At 59.5% G+C, this 19,029-nt stretch carries 16 protein-coding genes; 6 read left to right on the forward strand and 10 right to left on the reverse strand.

The annotated features are described in order from the left end of the window. Nucleotides 1-11: 11 nt before the first annotated feature. The 6 genes from AC30D7_RS09935 to yaaA form a co-directional block, all read right to left on the reverse strand. Complete coding sequence (locus AC30D7_RS09935) at nucleotides 12-1,499, reverse strand: alginate export family protein (RefSeq protein ID WP_490133919.1); 1,488 nt, start codon at nucleotides 1,497-1,499, stop codon at nucleotides 12-14. Then, complete coding sequence (gene algK / locus AC30D7_RS09940; protein ID WP_490133920.1) at nucleotides 1,496-3,013, reverse strand: alginate biosynthesis TPR repeat lipoprotein AlgK; 1,518 nt, start codon at nucleotides 3,011-3,013, stop codon at nucleotides 1,496-1,498. The genes AC30D7_RS09935 and algK overlap by 4 nt, the downstream gene beginning before the upstream one ends. A 15-nt stretch (nucleotides 3,014-3,028) precedes the next feature. After that, nucleotides 3,029-4,198: a PilZ domain-containing protein gene (locus tag AC30D7_RS09945; protein WP_490133921.1), complete on the reverse strand. Its 1,170-nt coding sequence runs from the start codon at nucleotides 4,196-4,198 to the stop codon at nucleotides 3,029-3,031. A 35-nt stretch (nucleotides 4,199-4,233) separates the two neighbouring features. After that, the gene (alg8, locus tag AC30D7_RS09950; RefSeq protein ID WP_490133922.1) at nucleotides 4,234-5,715 is read right to left on the reverse strand and encodes a mannuronan synthase; all 1,482 of its coding nucleotides are present in this window, start codon (nucleotides 5,713-5,715) and stop codon (nucleotides 4,234-4,236) included. A gap of 180 nt (nucleotides 5,716-5,895) precedes the next feature. After that, nucleotides 5,896-7,212: a nucleotide sugar dehydrogenase gene (locus AC30D7_RS09955; RefSeq protein ID WP_490133923.1), complete on the reverse strand. Its 1,317-nt coding sequence runs from the start codon at nucleotides 7,210-7,212 to the stop codon at nucleotides 5,896-5,898. An 834-nt stretch (nucleotides 7,213-8,046) separates the two neighbouring features. Next, entirely contained in the window at nucleotides 8,047-8,826 is a 780-nt protein-coding gene (yaaA, locus tag AC30D7_RS09960; RefSeq protein ID WP_490133924.1) for a peroxide stress protein YaaA, read from the reverse strand. Nucleotides 8,827-9,136: 310 nt separating this feature from the next. Between yaaA and AC30D7_RS09965 the strand changes: the two genes are divergently transcribed. The 6 genes from AC30D7_RS09965 (at nucleotide 9,137) to AC30D7_RS09990 (ending at nucleotide 14,326) form a co-directional block, all read left to right on the forward strand. After that, the gene (locus AC30D7_RS09965) at nucleotides 9,137-10,213 is read left to right on the forward strand and encodes a polysaccharide deacetylase family protein (RefSeq protein ID WP_490133970.1); all 1,077 of its coding nucleotides are present in this window, start codon (nucleotides 9,137-9,139) and stop codon (nucleotides 10,211-10,213) included. Between the two features lie 335 nt (nucleotides 10,214-10,548). Next, nucleotides 10,549-11,943 carry a PhoH family protein gene (locus tag AC30D7_RS09970; protein ID WP_490133925.1) on the forward strand — a complete coding sequence of 465 codons (1,395 nt, stop codon included), beginning with the start codon at nucleotides 10,549-10,551 and terminating at the stop codon, nucleotides 11,941-11,943. 140 nt (nucleotides 11,944-12,083) lie between these two features. After that, entirely contained in the window at nucleotides 12,084-12,557 is a 474-nt protein-coding gene (gene moaC, locus AC30D7_RS09975; protein WP_028940343.1) for a cyclic pyranopterin monophosphate synthase MoaC, read from the forward strand. Continuing rightward, entirely contained in the window at nucleotides 12,554-12,796 is a 243-nt protein-coding gene (moaD, locus tag AC30D7_RS09980) for a molybdopterin converting factor subunit 1 (RefSeq protein WP_490133926.1), read from the forward strand. Before moaC ends, moaD begins: the two co-directional genes overlap by 4 nt. 3 nt (nucleotides 12,797-12,799) lie before the next feature. Next, entirely contained in the window at nucleotides 12,800-13,252 is a 453-nt protein-coding gene (gene moaE, locus AC30D7_RS09985) for a molybdopterin synthase catalytic subunit MoaE (RefSeq protein ID WP_192346100.1), read from the forward strand. 297 nt (nucleotides 13,253-13,549) lie between these two features. Next, nucleotides 13,550-14,326 (forward strand): ABC transporter substrate-binding protein, encoded by a 777-nt coding sequence (locus tag AC30D7_RS09990; RefSeq protein WP_490133927.1) that lies wholly within the window; start codon nucleotides 13,550-13,552, stop codon nucleotides 14,324-14,326. A 137-nt stretch (nucleotides 14,327-14,463) separates the two neighbouring features. Here AC30D7_RS09990 and AC30D7_RS09995 read toward each other — a convergent pair whose 3' ends face one another. The 4 genes from AC30D7_RS09995 to rhlB all read right to left on the reverse strand — a co-directional run bounded on the left by AC30D7_RS09995 (nucleotide 14,464) and on the right by rhlB (nucleotide 18,960). Then, nucleotides 14,464-15,105 carry a helix-turn-helix transcriptional regulator gene (locus tag AC30D7_RS09995; RefSeq protein ID WP_490133928.1) on the reverse strand — a complete coding sequence of 214 codons (642 nt, stop codon included), beginning with the start codon at nucleotides 15,103-15,105 and terminating at the stop codon, nucleotides 14,464-14,466. A gap of 91 nt (nucleotides 15,106-15,196) precedes the next feature. Then, on the reverse strand, nucleotides 15,197-16,324 hold the full coding sequence (locus AC30D7_RS10000) for an NAD(P)/FAD-dependent oxidoreductase (protein ID WP_490133929.1): 1,128 nt from the start codon (nucleotides 16,322-16,324) through the stop codon (nucleotides 15,197-15,199). Nucleotides 16,325-16,384: 60 nt separating this feature from the next. Further along, nucleotides 16,385-17,332 (reverse strand): ornithine cyclodeaminase family protein, encoded by a 948-nt coding sequence (locus tag AC30D7_RS10005; RefSeq protein WP_490133930.1) that lies wholly within the window; start codon nucleotides 17,330-17,332, stop codon nucleotides 16,385-16,387. Between the two features lie 140 nt (nucleotides 17,333-17,472). Continuing rightward, on the reverse strand, nucleotides 17,473-18,960 hold the full coding sequence (gene rhlB / locus AC30D7_RS10010) for an ATP-dependent RNA helicase RhlB (RefSeq protein ID WP_490133931.1): 1,488 nt from the start codon (nucleotides 18,958-18,960) through the stop codon (nucleotides 17,473-17,475). Between the last annotated feature and the right edge of the window lie 69 nt (nucleotides 18,961-19,029).

Genomic DNA, 19,029 nt, shown 5'->3' on the forward strand with positions numbered 1-19,029 from the left:
CGCGGTTTGCATCAGAAGCGCCAGATCACGTCGATAAACGCACGGTGCATGTACGAGTCGACTTCTTTGCCATAGGCATCACCGGGCTTGAACACACCGCCACGGAACCGCACCAGGGCCGAAGGCTCATCGATCGACTGGCTCAACGCCGCTGGCAACAGGCCTTGCTTGAAGTACTTGGTGACCACCAGGTCCATTTCCTGACCGAGGTCCTTGTTGCCATCTTCCAGCGGCAGGGAGGTGCTGGAGAGGATCGCGCCGGTCGCGTCGTCGGTGTTGTTTTCAACAGCGTTGATGCCGTTGCTGCCCACCGGCTTGTTGCCGTCCACACGCCAGAACTTGTGGTAGATCAGGCTGGCGTCGTATTCGTCGTTGAGCATCCAGGAGCCGAACAGCGTAGCGGTCTGCATGTTGTTCATTTCGCCACGGAAGGCTTCGCCGAAACGGTGAACCCGCGAGCGAGTACCGGTGTAGTTCGAGCGGTTGCTTTCCAGGCCGTTCTGTTGGTACTCGGCGCTGGCGCGGGCATAGGCTGCACCGACTTGCCACTGCGGATCGAGACGCAGACGCACACCCAGGTCGGTAGCCCAGCCGTTCAGGTCTTCACCACGCTTGGCTTCTGCCGGGCGAGTGCCGTCGGCATTCAACGGGTTGACCGTGTCACGGTCGCCGTTCATGCCGGTGATGCTGCCCCAGTAATTGACGGAGTTGGTGTTGCGCCAGTTATAGGCATCGCTGTCGGCGGTGAGGCCGAGCCAGCTGATGTCGCCGTTCTGTTTCTTGTCCAGGGTATCGCCGGCCACGCCCGGCTCCGGATAGTCGAGCTTGCCGTTATCGTGGGTGTGATGACCGCGAATGCCGACCCAGTTACCGGGTGTCCACTGATACGCCGCATCGGCGTAGGCGTGCAGGCGATCCTTGTCTTTGGGCGCCAGTTCTTTCAGGTCGGTACGGTATTCGCTGAAGCGTTCGGCGATACCGACGTTGGCGCGCAACAGGGTGGTGTCGAAGGTCCAGTTCAGGGCTTCGATGTTGGTGTCGCGCCATTGGCCGTCGTCGTTGCGCAGGCGTTGGCGACCGAACTTGAGGATCTCGCCAGGGTAAGGCGTGAGGCCCTGGTAACCGACCCAGAACTCGCGCATCGCCAGGTAGTTTTTCTTGGTCTTGCGATCGCCGCTGTCGGTGGTCTGGGTGCCGCTGTTGTCGGACTGCTGCAGGGTGTCGGTTTCGATGATGTCGGTGGACGTCACGGCCTGACCCATCGCGTAGGCGCTCCACGCGCCGCTTTCGCCATAGACCCATGGGCGCAGGTCGAGGCCGACGCCGTTAACGTCGCCGCCACCGGCGGTGCCCAGGTCACTGTCGTTTTCGGACTGGCCGGTAACTTTGACTTCGAGACCGAAGTTCTTGTCTTCGGTCAGGGCCGCCAGGGTCGGGCACGACCACAGCAGGGCGAATGTCAGGCCAATACCGGCCTGCACGAATGGATTGAGTTTCATAGGGATTCCTCGCCGTCTTCTTCTTGCAAAGCGTGCAGTTCCAGCGTGTCCGGACTCACGGTGCTACGAATGGCCTGTTCTTGTTTGAGCAGGCGTTGGGCCTCGGCCAGCCGATCAGGCGGCAGTTGCGCTTCGAGTGTTTGCGCAAGCTCAGTGGCTTGCGGGGTGTCTTGAGCCTTGGCCAATTGGCTGAAGACGTAAGCGTTGACCGGGTCGGGCCGGGTGCCCTTGCCTTGGGAGAACAGTTGGGCGATGGCGAAATCGGCGCTGTTCTGGCCGTTGCGCGCAGCGGTCAGCAGGTGATCCAGGGCTTTCTGCGGATAGACCTTGCCCAGGTAACCGCGACGGTAAATCTGGCCGAGGTAGTAATCGGCGGCGACTTCCCGGCCGACGGCTTTCTGGAAGTGCTCTTCGGCGACCTTGGCGTCGGCCGGCACCATCTTGCCTTCGTAGTAGAGCTTGCCCAGCAACAGTTCGGCACGCGGCTGGTCGGCGGCGCGGCCGTTGTCCAGGTACTTCATCATCGTGTCGACGTCGCCCAGTTCAGGGAAGTCGTAGAGCAATTGCGCCAGGCTGACCCAGGACGCCGGGTAGCCAGGGGCGATGCCTTCGAGCAGCGACTGAGCGGTTTTTTCGTCAGTTTTGCCCAGGCTCGCATCGCCCAGCACGCGGGCCACGCTGTCGACCCGTTGCGCCGAGACGGCGCCACGGCTGTGAGCAGCCTGCATCTGCTTGATCAGCTCGGCCTGCTGGTCGGGTTGGCCGCGTTTCTGATAGACCGTGGCCAGTTCGACGTAGCAGATGTCGGTGGTGTTCAACGCTGCTTTGCAGATTTTTTCCACGTCATTCAGGTGTTGGTCGTAAGTGCCTTGGGTGCGATAGAGCAGCACCTGGGCCAGACCTGCTTCCGGTTTCCCTTCGGCGCGCCATTGGCTGATCTGCTGTTGTGCGTTGACGTTGGGGAAACTGTGCGGGAATTGCAGGTACAGCATCGCCAACGGGATCAGGGTGTTGCCTTCGCCATTGGTCGCGGCTTTCTTCAACAGTGTTTCGGCTTCGTGGTGTTCGGCTTCGGTGGCACCGGGTTTGGCCACCAGCAGGCGACCCAGGCGAGCCTGAGCCCGCGGCGAGACGCTGGCTGCGGCGCGGTAAGTCGCCTCGGCCTTTTTGATCTGCGCCGGGTCGCGGCTGTCGACCTGAATGTCGGCCAGCCCAACCTGGGCTTCGCTGTAACCCAGGTCGGCCAGTTGCTGATAGTTCTGCGCCGCCAGGGTGGTGTCGCCGCGCTTGAGTGCTTCATTGGCCAGGCGCTGGTCGGGCAGACCGGCGCAACCGGCCAGGCTTACGGCCAAAGCAACGGCACACAGTGATCCCATGTGGGAACGGTGGTGCGGCATTGTGACTTGCTCGCGAAGCAGGCGCTGCGGTGCATCAGGCAGACCGTGTTGATCCCTTCGCGAGCAAGCCCGCTCCCACAGGGAGTGCGGTGTTTTCAGGATTTTTATAATGGTCACGGGCATGTCCTCGATTTAAAGACCGGCGGCCATGGCTTTGTTGATCAGCCAGTTCAGGTTCGGACCACGGGTGCTGTTCACTTCCACCGGGCGGCCGGCGAAGGTGCTGTCCAGCGGCTCGTCAGGTTTGATCTGTACGCGGATGTCGGATGACAGGTCTTCGCTTTTCAGGCTGGTGCTGCTGACGATCTTGCCGGTACGGGTCTGGTCTTCGCCGGCGATCTGGAAGCTGACTGAGGTGCCTGGGCGTACGTCGCCGAACTGGCGATAGGAGAAGCGTGCTTCAACGTTGGCTTCGGTATTGCGTGGCACCAGTTGGAAGATCACGTCACCTTTGTTGGCGTATTGACCGTTAGCCACCAGTTGCTGGGCCACGGTGCAGTCGCACGGGGAGGTCAGGGTGCCGGTCATTTGCTTGCCGAAGAGCTCTTCAACCTTGGACGGTTGCAGTTGGTTTTCGTCCAGATGGCCCTTGAGTACGTCGAGCATGCTGGTGCTGAAGGTCGCCAGCGGTGCGCCTTTGGCGGCAACGCCGTCAGCCTTGATCAGGCTTTGCACGGTGCCGTCGCGCGGCATGGTGATGTTCATGCCTTGCACGCTGACCAGACCGGCCTGGGCGTGGCTGACGAAGTACATGCCGTACACCGATTTGAAAATGAAACCGAACGCCACCAGGCCGACCACGAAGATACCGGCGCTGAAGGTCACCGCTTTCAGACGGCCGAGCGGAGTCATGCCGTGGCCGCCGTCCTTGATCTTGCGCGCCTTGGTGAAGTTGTCGCGCTGCAGGGTGGCCAGCACTTCACCGATGCTGACGATGTCGCCGGCCAGGTGCGAGGTGATCAGGTGGCGCAGGGTAGAAATGTCTCGCGGTTCCAGGTTCTGGAACTGGCAGCCAACACGACCGGTCTGGCGGTCGGCGGAGCGGATCTGCAATTCCACGTCCATGGCCAGGCCAAGGTTATCGATGACAAATTGCAGGCGGGCCTTGTGCACATCGCCGACCTTCAGCGGCAGCTGACCGGCGTTGAACGCCAGGCCGCCCGCGGAAAGGTCGATGACCCGGGCTTCGACCGGAGTCCGGTCAGGACCGAAGAAACGCAGCTTGGCCGGAATTTTCACACGGGCGTGTTGGCGCTGGGCTTCGGATTCGTGCACTACGTTGCTGTTGACGGCGGTATTCATATGGGCGATTTCCTAGTTAATTCAGGCGAGTTCGGTCAGACCATCATCAGCAGCACGGCGACAAAGATGCTGCCGGCGGAGAAGGTCATGGTCCGAGACGACCAGGTGTTGAACCAACGTTGAAAGCTGGCGAGATCACGGGTCAGAGAAGTGGGCTGGCGAGTCCAGGATTGTTTGTCGAGGCGGAAGAACACGTAGATCTTCACCAGCGCGCCGACGATCTGGTTGTAATAGAGAATGGCCGGGTACGCCGGGCCGATCCGGTGACCGGAACAGGACAGCAACAGGGTCAGGATCAGGCGGGTGATGCCGATCCACAGCAGGTAAACCAGGATGAACGCGGTGCCGTACTTGAAGGTGGCGATGAGCGCCACGGTCAGGCCCAGCAGGGACGTCCACATCGACACGCGCTGATCGAACAGCACCACCGAAGTGAACAGACCGAGGCGTTTCATCCCCAGGCCCAGGGCGCGGGAGTTCTGCCGCAGGTTGTTGCCGTACCAACGGAACATCAGTTTGCGACTGGCCTTGATGAAGCTCTTTTCCGGCGGGTGTTCCACGGTATGGATCGCGGCGTCGGGCACGTAGAACGTGTCGTAACCCAGGCGCATCAGGCTGAACCAGCTCGACTTGTCGTCACCGGTCAGGAACTTGAAGCGGCCCAGACGCCAGTGTTGCAGCGAGTCGCTTTCCACATCGGCGATGAAGTCCGGGTTGGTGACCACGGTGGCGCGGAACACCGACATCCGACCGGTCATGGTCAATACACGCTTGGACAGGGCCATGGAGCACATGTTGATGTGGCGCTGGGCGAATCGCAGTTTGTGCCATTCGCTCATGATGTAGCCGCCGCGCACTTCGCAGAACTCGTTGGTGGTCAGGCCGCCGACATTGCCGAACAGCTGGAACCACGGCACGGTCTTGAGCACGACGCCTTCGGCCAGCACGGTGTCGCCATCGATCACTGCAACCACGGCACGGTCGTCCGGCAGGTGGCGGGAGATGGCGCGGAAACCGTAGGCCAGGCCATCGCGCTTGCCGGTGCCGGGAATGCGCACGAAGTCGAGCTTGACGCTCGCCGGTGGGTTCATGCGTTTCCAGAGGCTCTTGACCAGCAGCTCATCGGACATTTCGACGATGGAGCACACCACGGTGGTCGGCAGGCCGCAGTCGATGGCCTCGCGGATCACCGAGCTGTAGACCTGCGCCGTGGTCAGTGCGTCGATACGGAAGCTGGTGACCATCAGGAACACATGGGACGGATCTGCCGCTTTGCCCAGCTTGCGCACTTTGCGCCGCAGGTGCGGGTAGACCACGTACAGAAACAGCATGCCGCGCAGAAAATGCGTGGCACCCATCGAGTAGCGCCAGATACCGACGATACCGACCAGGAAGATGAAGTCCTTCGACTCGGAGTCGAACGTGGACACAGGCAACGCCATAGCGATGCCCATCAATAAACTTAGGTAAAACAGCCAACCGGCGGCCTGAAGTAGGCCGTGCTTTAGCCTGTGCATAATCTGCATCCGTCTCGATCTCGGGCGAGCCTGTGGGGTGGCCCGATGGGGTTAAGGCAGGCGTAAAAGCCAAGGCGATCTCATCGGACCTGTGAGAGCGAGCTTGCCCCCGAAGGTTGCGAACCTGACACGCCACGTTGTCAGGTTCGCCGCCCGCTCGCTCCTACAGGGGGCGGTGTATTACCAGCAGATGCCTTCAGTCCGGCCACTCACGCTGGTGGCTTTGGACATGAAGCCGACCAGGTCGATCACTTGCTTGCCGTGCGGTGCTTCCAGCGCCAGGGCGCGGAATTTCTCGTCACGGTTACCGAGGATGATCACGTCGGAGTTGTTGATCACGTCCTCGAAGTTCGAGTTGAGCAAGGACGAGACGTGAGGGATCTTCGACTCGATGTAATCTTTGTTCGCACCGTGGACACGGGCGTACTCGACGTTGCTGTCGTAGATGCTCAGGTCGTAGCCCTTGCCGATCAGCATTTCCGCCAGGTCGACCAGCGGACTTTCGCGCAGGTCGTCGGTGCCGGCCTTGAAGCTCAGGCCCAGCAGGGCGACTTTGCGTTTGTCGTGGCTGGAGACGATGTCGAACGCGTTCTGCACCTGGGACTCGTTACTGCGCATCAGCGAGTTGAGCAGCGGTGCTTCCACGTCCAGGGAACCGGCACGGTAGGTCAGGGCGCGGACGTCTTTCGGCAGGCAGGAGCCGCCGAACGCGAAGCCAGGACGCATGTAGTACTGGGACAGGTTCAGTGTCTTGTCCTGGCAGACCACTTCCATCACTTCACGGCCATCGACGCCGACAGCCTTGGCGATGTTGCCGATCTCGTTGGCGAAGGTCACCTTGGTGGCGTGCCACACGTTGCAGGTGTACTTGATCATCTCGGCAACGGCGATGTCCTTGCGGATGATCGGCGCGTCGAGTTCTTCGTACAGCGATTGCAGAACGTCGCCCGAAGCCTTGTCGAACTCACCGATGACGGTCATTGGCGGCTGGTCGTAGTCGGCGATCGCGGTGCTTTCACGCAGGAACTCAGGGTTCACGGCAACACCGAAGTCGACACCGGCTTTCTTGCCGGAGCAATCTTCGAGAATCGGGATGACCACGTTTGCCACGGTGCCCGGCAACACGGTGCTGCGCACGACGATGGTGTGGCGGGTGGTTTTGTCACGCAGAACAAAACCGATTTCGCGGCACACGGCCTCGATGTAGTTCAGTTCCAGGTCGCCGTTCTTTTTGCTCGGCGTGCCGACGCAGATCATCGACAGGTCGGTGTCGCGAATCGCCTCGGCGAAGTTGGTCGTACCGCGCAGACGGCCAGTCTCGATGCCCTGTTTCAGAAGTTCGCCCAGACCGGGTTCAACGATCGGCGAACGACCGGCGTTGATCATATCGATCTTGTCTTTGGCAACATCGACGCCAACGACGTCATGGCCCCGTGCAGACAGGCAACCGGCACAGACTGCACCGACGTAACCCAAACCAAATATGCTGATGCGCATCGCATTTACCTCTCAGTTATCAAGACTGTATTCAACAAGCCATTACATGGCCGGAGTTAATGGTGTTCAGCGGTCGTAGTGCACTCGCAAGTGCGGCCTTAAAGGCGTCACAATGCCGGGTGCAGGCATGCTAAGTTCCGAGTGTCTAAATAAGTGCACTCAAGATGTGCGCAACCAGGCCTTATTGTTATGACGTGCCCTGTTATGCAGCCGACCCTCTAATCAGAGGACGTTCGTGCAAAGGTCTTGCGCGCTCAATGCCAGGACAAAAGCCTGTAAATCAAGCGGTTGGGTGCTCGGGTGAGCACGTTTATAGGGGCGCAGCCGTGGCCTTGTAGGGGATATTAATGGTGCGTTATCTCCTGTCCTTCATGTGTTGCCCAAACAAGTGATCCATAAGTTCAAGTTAATGTGACAACTTCGCTATCGGGACCGCTTCTCTGTGTAAGTTATCTCGTACGTTCGCCGAGAGAATCGTTACGGGTGGTATGAGCGGCGCATTTGGACATAGTTCCAGTCCGCCCATCGCGATTTCTGAAATTTCTTGAAATATTGAAAAAGATGGCACTGCTTTCATATTGATAGCACTTGCCGTTTCGCCCTTTATATATAGGGTGATTATTGCCTTGGATATTTTTTTGCCACTATCCATAAAAATTTTCAGTGCCACTACTGAAAAAAATCAGCAAAGTCGAGTGAAACAAAAGTTAGAAAATCGAGTGCTTGTTTTTTGGCGCCAATAAGTCGGCGAAATGGCGGGGATTGTTCGAGGATGGAAGGGGGGGCGCACGACAAAGTTGTTCGATGTCGTGCGCTGATTGAGTGCGGCTCTGGTTATTCCGGGGCGTGATCGCGCAGGAACACCAGATTGTCCGGTTTAGACTGTTCGCTGCTATAGCGATAACCCTGAATGTCGAACTGCTTGAGGGCAGCCGGGTCATTGATGCGTTCTTCAATGACGAAGCGGCTCATCATCCCGCGGGCTTTTTTCGCGTAGAAGCTGATGATTTTGTACTGGCCGTTCTTCAAGTCCTTGAACTCGGTATTGATGATGCGTGCGTTCAAGGCGCTGCGTTTGACCGCCGAGAAGTATTCGTTGGAAGCGAGGTTCAGCAGCACATCGTCGCCCTGATCGGCCAGCGCTTCGTTCAGCCATTCGCTGATCCGCGTGCCCCAGAAGGCGTACAGGTCTTTGCCACGGGCATTGGCCAGTTTGGTGCCCATCTCCAGCCGATAAGGCTGCATCAGGTCCAGAGGGCGCAGCAGGCCATACAGGCCGGAGAGCATGCGCAAGTGCTGCTGGGCGTAATCGAAGTCGGCTTCGCTGAAGGTCTGTGCATTCAGGCCGGTGTACACATCGCCCTTGAACGCCAGCAACGCCTGCTTGGCATTTTCCGGGGTGAAAGCCGGGGTCCAACTGCCGAAACGTGCGGCATTGAGGCCGCCAATCTTGTCGGAGACGTGCATCAGTTCGCTGATCTGCGCCGGCGTCAGGTCGCGCAGTTGCAGGATCAGTTCCTGGGAGTGGTCGAGGTATTGCGGCTGAGTGAAGCGCTGGGTCGCCGGCGGTGTTTCGTAATCGAGGGTCTTGGCGGGGGAAATCACCATCAGCATGAAGTCGGCTCCTTTAATCGTGGGGGCGATTCTAGGGGGTTGTCTGTGTTGACTCCAGCTATCAAGGTCATAGGTGATCGGCGGCTACAAAACCTGTAGGAGCGAGGCTTGCCCGCGAAGGCGGTGTGTCAGTTACCGATGATGCCAACTGATACACCGCCTTCGCGGGCAAGCCTCGCTCCTACAGGAGATCGGTGCTGGTGCGGGAATGTGAGCGGGATCGGCTATAGTGCCGCGCGGGTTTTGTTATGGAGACATCCCATTGCGTATCGTTTTTCTATTCTTCGCCGGGCTGTTGAGCTTTGGTGCCATGGCGGCACCGGGGGATGTGGCGACACTGGATCGCAGCACCTGGCCTGAACAACTCAGCAACCCGACCCTGTTCGACGTTGCCTCCCGGGCCGAAATCCTCATGTTCGCTCGCGTCCTGCTCGCCAGCGAATCGCTGGATGAAGCGAGCCTGGCTCAACGCCTGGGCCTGCGCACCATCAATCTGGAGTCGGTCAACCAACTGCGTCAGCGCATGTGGCAGCGCTTGCTGAGCAACTACAACTTCGCCCAGCAGAGTTGCGATCAGGATGCCTCCTTCTGTTTCCTGGTCGAGGACATGGACACCCTGCGTGAGCAAGCGGCCAAGTTTCAGATCAGTGACGACAGCTACTACATCAAGTGGGCCGAGCCGAGCCGGCTGTTCCACGCCCAGTATCTGGACGAGCAATTGCGCAAGGCCGCGCTGTTTCCGCAGACCAGCAGTGAAGTCGATCGTTTTGGCGACTATGAGCGCAATGGCGATGCGATGAATGATCGTCTGTTCCTGCTGACTTTCGACAGCGCTGCCAATGCCGTGCCGGACAACACTGCCTGGGTCACCGAGTACCTGCGCAAATCGAACATGAGCGCGACGTTCTTCGTCCTCGGCAAGGACATCCAGGCCCGTCTGGCTGAAGGTTCGGCGACCAGCCTGCAAGGGACCTATTCGCAGCAATGCGTTGGCGTGCAGGGTTGGGAATTCCGTTCCCACAGCCATTGGCAAGACTGGCAGGACTCGGTGCGACGCAGCGCCGAGCTGGTCAAAGGCAAGCTGCCGGAGAACTACGTGCCCTTGTTTCGCCCACCCGATGGCCAGCGTCGGTCCGATGCTGAAGGCTTCTTCAGGTCTCAGGGCTTGCAGGTGGCGTTGTGGGACATCGATGCCCAGGACGGCGCCGGCAAGCTCAAGGGCAGCCAGAGTGCGCAACGGGTGCTGACCCTGATGCTGCTGTGGCGGCACGGGGTGATCAATTTCAATGTGAAGCAGGATGCGCTGAAAACCGCGTTACCTTGGCTCATGACGCAAACGGCGCCGAGCGGGATCGGTTGGGAAAACTGTCAGGGCGGGTTTCGCTGAAACGGAGAAAGCCCGTAAACATTGGGGAAGGGGCGTTTTTGGAAGAGATTTCGATGCAGGCGGACTTCCGACTTTAGCGGGGTGCTGGCAGTCCGCCAAGTGCTATTGGTCATTCTGAAAAATAAACTTCAAAAAAACGTCAAAGTGCTTTTTTCTGTCATGTGTTTTGGAGTATTACGAAGACAGACCGCCGAAACCTGCAACACAGGTGGCGTCTTCCAAGACTCCGTTTGGGTTGCAATCACTTGAGTCTGAGCAGGTGATTTCGGTGGCCACTTCGAGGCGCAGCACTGTCATGGTATTGCGTCGACTGGCTCCCACAAAGGTGACCGAGTATGGATGATCACGGACGTAGCTCTTCTTCCAACCAGCCAATCCTTTATGTACTCGATACCAACGTATTGATTCACGATCCAAACGCCCTGCTTAACTTCGAAGAACACCACGTTGCGATCCCGATGACCGTGCTTGAAGAGCTGGACAAGCTCAAGAGCGGGCCTCACAGCGTCGCAGCGGAATGCCGTCAGGCCATTCGGCTGATCGACAAGACCCTGGGCGATGCCAGCCCCGAAGACGTCGAACTCGGTGTTCCGATCCAGCGTGGCAAGAGTGGGCCCAAGGGCTTGCTGTCAATTCTGATGAGCAAGCGCACTGAGCCGAACATCATTCTGCCCGAGCATCTTAACGACAACATCATCATCAACCAGTTGATTGACCTGCGCGCGCGTGATGCAAAACTGCCCGTGGTACTGGTCACAAAAGATATCAACATGCGCCTCAAGGCCCGGGCTTGTGGGATCGCGGCCGAGGACTACAGTACCGACCAACTGGTCGACGACGTTTCGTTGCTGCCCAACGGTTACCACAACATGACCGGCTCCTTCTGGGACCGTGTGAGCAAGGTCGAAACCCGGCAGGATCATGGCCGCACCTGGCATCAGGTGCAGTTGATCGACAACCTGCCTGCCGTGCACGTCAATGAGTTCATCATCGACGAACAGGGCTTTGTCGGCTGGATCAAGGAAATCCAGGTCGACAAGTTGCTGATCCTCGATCTGCATCAGGAACCTCTGTTGCACCAGGAAGCCTGGGGCCTGAAACCGCGTGACATCTATCAAAGCCTGGCGCTGTATGCCTTGCTCGACCCGGACATTCACCTGGTCAACCTGTCCGGCGCGGCCGGTTCCGGTAAAACCATCCTGGCCCTGGCGGCGGCCATCGAGCAGACCATGGTCAGCAAACGCTACCGGCGCATCATCGCCACCCGTAGTGTGCAGGGGCTCGACCAGGAAATCGGTTTTCTGCCCGGCACCGAAGCGGAAAAGATGGAGCCTTGGCTGGGCGCCATCACCGACAACCTCGAAGCCTTGCACATGGATGACGAAAGCACCCATGGCAGCGTCGACTACATCCTCAGCAAAGTGCCGTTGCAGTTCAAATCCCTCAACTACATTCGAGGCCGCAGCTTCCAGCAGAGTCTGATCCTGATCGATGAATGCCAGAACCTCACGCCGCACCAGATGAAAACCATCATCACCCGTGCCGGCGCCGGTTCCAAAGTGGTGTGCCTGGGCAACCTGGCACAGATCGACACCCCTTACCTGTCCGCCACCAGCTCCGGGCTGACGTACCTGACCGAACGCTTCAAAGACTTCCCCAACGGTGTACACATCACCCTGCAAGGGGTGCCTCGTTCGATTCTGGCCGAATACGCCGAATCGCATCTGTAACCCTCGCCACAGAACCGGGCGGTCCGAAGCCGCCCGGTTTTTTATGGGTGACACTTTTACCCTGAGGTGATCGGATAATCGTGCGTGCGGAAAATTGACCCGCAGGTTTACAATCGATGCTCCTGATCAGGAGTAACGCTGTGCTGACTCATCTCGATTCCCAAGGTCGCGCCAATATGGTCGACGTCACCGAAAAAGCCGTGACGTTCCGCGAAGCGACGGCCCAAGCGCTGGTGCGCATGTTGCCCGAAACCCTGCAGTTGATCGTCAGCGGCGGCCATCCCAAGGGTGACGTGTTCGCCGTGGCGCGCATCGCCGGCATCCAGGCAGCGAAGAAAACCAGCGATCTGATTCCTCTGTGCCATCCGTTGATGCTCACCGGCGTCAAGGTCGAACTCAGTGCCGAAGGCGACGACACTGTGCGCATCGTGGCGCGCTGCAAGTTGTCCGGGCAGACCGGCGTCGAAATGGAAGCGCTGACCGCCGCCAGCGTTGCGGCGCTGACTATCTATGACATGTGCAAAGCCGTGGACCGCGGCATGACCATCGAGAGTGTGCGGCTGCTGGAAAAGCTCGGCGGCAAGAGCGGCCATTTCCAGGCGGAGCAGCCATGAACGTGACCGTGAAGTTTTTTGCCCGTTACCGTGAAGCGCTCGGCGTGGACTCGGTCAAGGTTGAAGGTGATTTCGCCACGGTCGACGATGTGCGTGCGCTGCTGGCCCAACGTGACGGGGCCGATGTGCTGAGCGAGCAGAACCTGATGTGCGCCCGCAACGAAGACCTCTGCCAGCTCGACGAACCGGTCAACGATGGCGATGAAGTGGCTTTCTTTCCAACCGTGACTGGGGGCTGAGCCATGGCGATTCGCGTGCAGCCCACGCCATTCGACCCGGGTACTGAAGTCAACGCCATGCACGCGGCCAATGTGGGAGTCGGTGCGGTAGTGAGTTTTGTCGGCTATGTGCGCGACTTCAATGACGGCCTCGACGTTGCCGGGATGTTTCTGGAGCACTACCCGGGCATGACCGAAAAAGCCCTGGGCAAGATTGCCGCGGAGGCCGAGCAGCGCTGGCCACTGTTGAAGCTGGAAGTGCTGCATCGCATCGGCGCGCTGGAGCCGGGCGAGCCGATCGTATTCGTCGGTGCCGCCAGCGCTCACCGTCAGGCAGCGTTCGATGCCTGTGCCTTTGTCATGGACTACCTGAAAACCCGCGCACCATTCTGGAAGAAAGAAAACACCCGTGATGGCCCGCGCTGGGTTGAAGGGCGCGACAGCGATCATGCGGCGGCGGATCGCTGGAAGCAGTAAACAGCCTGTTGCTGCTCTGTTGTTCTCTAAACCGTCTTCGCGGGCAAGCCCGCTCCCACAATAGACCTGTGTGCCCATAACCCTGTGGGCGCGGGCTTGCCCGCGAAGAGGCCATACGCTTCAGCCGATAACTCCCTGACTCACCACCCGACCATCGGCCAGGCCCAAGCCGGTTCGCCCGATTGACGGACAAGACATAAAAGTCCAGTATGGAATTCCAAGTACAAAAAATTCATTCCCTGTTTCAGTTTTTTCTTCTGTCTTGCCAAACCAACAACAACCCGCGAGAGAACGAACATGAAGAAATTCCCCCTCATCACCGGTCTGGCCCTGAGCCTGTTGGCGTGCAGTAGTGTGTTCGCTGCCGAGAAAAGCCTGCGTATCGGTATTGAAGCGGCCTATCCGCCGTTCGCGTCTAAAACCGATAAAGGTGAAATCGTCGGTTTCGACTACGACATCGGCAACGCCCTGTGCGCGCAGATGAAGGTCAAGTGTGTGTGGGTCGAAGGCGAATTCGACGGTCTGATTCCTTCCCTGAAAGTGAAGAAAATCGACATGGCGCTGTCGTCCATGACCATCAATGAAGACCGCAAGAAATCGGTGGATTTCACCCACAAGTACTACTTCACTTCGTCGCGACTGGTGATGAAAGAAGGCGCGGTTGTGGATGACCAGTATGCGAGCCTCAAGGGCAAGACGGTCGGCGTACAGCGCGCAACCACCACGGACCGTTACGCCACCGAAGTTTTCGAACCCAAGGGCATCAACGTCAAGCGTTACGGCAACAACGAAGAAATCTACATGGACCTGGCTGCCGGTCGCCTCGATGCCATTTTTGCCGACACCATTCCATTGAATGACTTCCTGTCGATGCCGCGTGGCAAGGGTTACGCCTTTGCCGGTCCGGAGCTCAAGGATCCGAAATACGTGGGTGAGGGCGCCGGGATTGCGGTGCGCAAGGGCAATGCCGAGTTGGTCGGTGAACTGAACGCGGCTATCGACGGTATTCGTGCCAGTGGCGAATATCAGAAGATTTCGGAGAAGTACTTCAAGTCCGACATCTATGGCGATTGATTAACCGCCATCGCGGGCAAGCCCGCTCCCACAGGTTCAGTGGTGTACTCATGTTTTGTACACGACACGGACACTCTGGGAGCGGGCTTGCCCGGGCGGCGTTCCGACGATGAGGTCGGAACAGTCACCGCAAATCTTTAGCCCTTCAGTTCCTTCAAATGCTTGTACACCGTCGCCCGCCCCATGTTCAGCACATTGGCCACATAGTTGGAGGCGCTTTTGCCTTTGAAGGCGCCTTCGGCGTGCAGCGCCAGCACCAGTTCGCGTTTGTGGTCGCGGGTCAGCACATTCAGGCTCAACTGACGCTCGCGCAGCCAGGCATGCAGAAAAGTGTTGATCCGCTCCTGCCAGTCATCGCGAAACAGTGAGTCCGGTTGCGGAATCAGCTTGGTCGGCGACAGGAACAAATCCAGCGCTGCTTTCGCATTCTCGAACAACGAGATATTCAGGTTGATGCACAGCACCGCCAGCGGTTGCCCCTCACTGTCGCGCAGTACGCTGCTGAGGCTGCGAATTTTCTGGCCGTCCCAGTTGAGCTTTTCGTACGGCCCGATGTTTCGTTCACTGACCTCATCACTGAGCATGTCCTCCAGCGATGAGTCGTCTCCAATTTCCCGCTTGGACAGGTTGTTGGCGATGTAGTCGACCTTTTGCGTGCGCAGGTCGTGCAGCACCACCTCGGCGTGAGGGAAGAACAACGTGGCGATGGCATCGGCAATCGCGCGGAAGTTGTCCATGGACACATTGTCCAGGGCCGAGTTTTTTTCAGGTGCGTTCATACAATGGAGCTCCAGGCCAGCGTCAGTGCCCCTTTAAAAGGGGGCACTGGAAGTTTGCCGCAATCGTGTGGACACGTCACCTGAGGATCAGTCAACCCAGGCGGGCGGGGGAGAGCATCGCGGCGTCCAGGCCAAAACGGGAGAGCTGTTCGGGCAACGCCTCGCCGCGCACCAGTGCTGCACTGGCCTGGCCCATGGCCGGTGACGTCTGGATGCCGTAGCCGCCCTGTCCCGCCACCCAGAACAGGCCCGGTACGTGTTGATCGAAGCCGGACAGCAAATCCCCATCGTGCACGAAACTGCGCAAGCCGGCCCAGGTACGGGTCGGGCGGCGGATGGTCAGGGTGGTGGCCTCTTCGATCTGGTAGATGCCCATGGCGATGTCCAGCTCTTCAGGCTGCACGTCGTGTGGTTCCACCGGGTCGGCGTTGGCCGGTGAGCCGAGGAACATGCCGGCATCGGGCTTCATGTAGAAAGATTCATCGAGGCTGACCAGCATCGGCCAGTCATGGCTATCCAGGCCCTCGGGGCCGGCGAAGATAAAGGCTGCCCGGCGCTTGGGTTGCAGGCCCAGAGGTCGGGCGCCGGCCAGCTCGCCAACCTTGTCGGCCCAGGCGCCGGCGGCATTGATGATGATCGGGGCGCTGAAGATTTGAGTGGCGGTTTGAACCTGCCACAACCCTTCGGCATCCCGGGTCAGGCTCAGCACTTCGCTGTCGGTATGCACCTCGCCTTTATTGCGCCGGATCCCGCGCAGATAGCCTTGGTGCAGGGCATCGGTATCGATGTCGCTGGCGGTCGGGTCGTAGATCGCGCCATGGACTTTTTCCCGACGCAGGATCGGCAGTCGCGCGCAGGCTTCGTCGGCGCTGAGCAGTTGCATCTGCGGCACGGTGGCTTTGGCGCTCAGGTATTGATTGTTCAACTCGGCCGGATCGCCCGTGAAGTCGACGGTCATCTCACCGCGCGGGGTCAGCAATGGGTGTTCGCAGAAACCGGGCGGTGGCGCGTCGAAGAAGTCGCGGCTGGCCAGGGTCAATGCCCGAACCTGGGGCGTGCCGTAGGCGGCGGTATAGAGCGCCGCCGAGCGTCCGGTGGAGTGATAGGCCGGATGGGATTCGCGCTCGAGCACAATCACCCGTCCGTGTTTCGATAGCCAGAAACCGGTGGAAGCGCCGGCAATCCCGCCGCCGATGATGATGAAATCTGCCTGGCTCATGAACGTCTCCTGATGGGGCGTAAATGCCGAAATTGTTGGGGATCCCTGTGGGAGCGGGTGTTAGCCCAGTAGGCGGTAAATGGCATTGGCCAGTGCGATGTCTTCCAGGCCCAGGCCGATGGAGCGGAAGAACACAGGTCGGTCGTAGTCCGGGCGCTGCACTTTTCCGCTGAGCAAGTCGGGCAGGTCGCCGACTATCGAGCGCTTGTCCCAGCCATGCTGTTCACCGGCGATCAGCATTTCGCCGGCCGAGCCCGGGGTGGTCTGGCGATAGTCGCAGAATACCTGCATGTCATTGAGGTTCTGCGGCGGCACTTCATGGGCACGCGGAGCATTGGTGCTGATAGACGTAATCAGCGCCGGCTTGCTCAAAGTGGACGGGTCGATCACCGGTCCGGCGGACGAAGTGCAGAGCATGATCACGTCGGCGTCTTGAGTCGCGGTTTCGCAACTGTCGGCGAGGGTCAGCCGTGGATCGAGGCTTTTGAGTTGCGCCAGTGCTTCGGTGTTCTTGCCGCGCAGGCTCGGCGAATACAGGCTGATGCTTTGCCAGTCTCGCAGGTTCTTCACGTAGTGCAGGTGCGCCTGGGCGACCTTGCCGCTGCCGATGATTGCCAGGCGCCGGGCCTTGAGCGGGGCGAGGGCATCGACCGCCACTGCTGTCGTCGCCGCGGTACGGGCCGTGGTCAGTTCACCGGCATCGCAGAGCAGCAGTGGTTGGCCGGTCTGCATCGACATCAACAGCGTCCAGGCGGTCACCAATGGGCCTTGCTCGCGCACGATGTAGGGCGATGTCTTGACGCCATACACGCCGTCTTCGGCCAGCACGCCCAGGTAGTTGATGAAGTCCCCGGCACCTTTCGGGAATTCCACCAACTGCTGGGCCGGTTGCACGGCTTGCCCGGCGGCCAGGTCGCGGAACAGCTTGCGCAAGATCTGCGGCACGTCGACTTGCGCCAGCAGTTCGCGGGCCTGGGGTTGGGTGATCACGTAAGGCGTGCTGGGCATGGTTGGCTCCGGGCGCTGAAAGTAAACTAATTTGTCCATTATGGACTTTTAGTTTTCTCGAGCAAGCTCCTGTTGAAAAAAACCGGACGAAAAAAAAGCGCAGTCCGTCTCCGGCTGCGCCTTTTATTCTGCGACCCGCGTTATGGGCGCTTGCGCTCAACCGCCCGCAGCAGATGCGTCGGTGGCGTTTCACAACTGATCTTGCGACCCAACAGCGCCTCGATGGACGGTAGCTGGTAGGAGTCGTCTTCACCGGCAAAGCTGATGGACACTCCATCGGCGCCGGCACGGCCAGTACGACCGATGCGGTGCACGTAGTCGTCCGGGACTTCCGGCAGGGTGAAATTGATCACGTGGCTGATGCCGTCGATGTGAATGCCGCGACCGGCCACATCGGTGGCGACCAGCACCCGGATCTTGCCTTCGCGGAAACCTTCCAGGGTCTTGATGCGCTTGTGCTGCGGCACATCGCCAGACAGTTGCGCGGCGTTGACGCCATCGCGCACCAGGCGTTCTTCGATGCGCCGCACTTCGTCCTTGCGGTTGGCGAAGACCATCACTCGTTCCCAGCCGTTATCGTTGACCAGGTTATAGAGCAGTTTGTATTTATCGGCGCCGGCCACCGCGTAGATGTGTTGCTCGACGTTTTCGCTGGCCACGTTCTGCGCTTCGATCTCGACGATCGACGGGTCGGTGGTCCATTGCTTGGCGAGGTTCATCACGTCGTCGGTGAAGGTCGCGGAGAACAGCAGCGTCTGACGCTCGCTCTTCGGTGGGGTCTGGCGAATGATCTGACGCACTTGCGGGATGAAACCCATGTCGAGCATCCGGTCGGCTTCGTCCAGCACCATGACTTCGACCATGTCCAGGTGTACGTCGCCGCGCTGGTTGAAGTCGAGCAAGCGGCCCGGAGTGGCCACGAGGATGTCGCAGTGACGGGCTTCGAGGTGCTTGAGTTGCTTGTCGAAGTCCATGCCGCCGACAAACGTCATGACGTTGAGGCCGGTGTACTTGGTCAGGTCGGCCGCGTCCTTGGCGATTTGCACCACCAGTTCCCGGGTCGGGGCGATGATCAGTGCCCGTGGCTCACCCATGTAGCGTTCTTTGGGCGGCGGGGTTTGCAGCAGCTGCGTGATGATCGAAATCAGGAACGCGGCTGTTTTGCCAGTACCGGTCTGGGCACGACCGATGGCGTCTTTGCCGGCGAGGGTGAAGCCAAGCACCTGCGCCTGGATCGGCGTGCAATAAGGGAAGCCCAGGTCCTGAATGGCGTGCATCAGCTCGGGGGCGAGCTTGAAGTCGTGGAAGCGGGTTTTGCCTTCCTGGGGTTCGACGACGAAGTCTTCGAGTTTCCAGGGGATGACCGGCGCCTTTGGCTTCGGTTCGCGGCGTGGTTTTGCCGGCTTCGGGGCTTCGGTTCGCGGCTGTTCAGAGGCAATGGCCGGAGCAGAGGGGGTGGTCGGTGTGGTCACCGGCTCGTGTTTCGGTGCCGCTACGGTTGCGGTCCGGCCAGACTGATTACCGTCGGTACGGTGGCTGGTGGTATGAGAAGGAGCGCTGGAGCCTGGCGCGAGCTGCTCAGCCTCGCTTTTACCGAACATTTTCTTGAGTGCTTTGAGCACGGTCATCTCATCAATTGGTTAAGGAATGTACGCCGGCCAGTGTAATGCAAGAATCGGGCGCGGCGTAGTGCGATG

Source organism: Pseudomonas sp. DF5 (genome assembly GCF_058148225.1).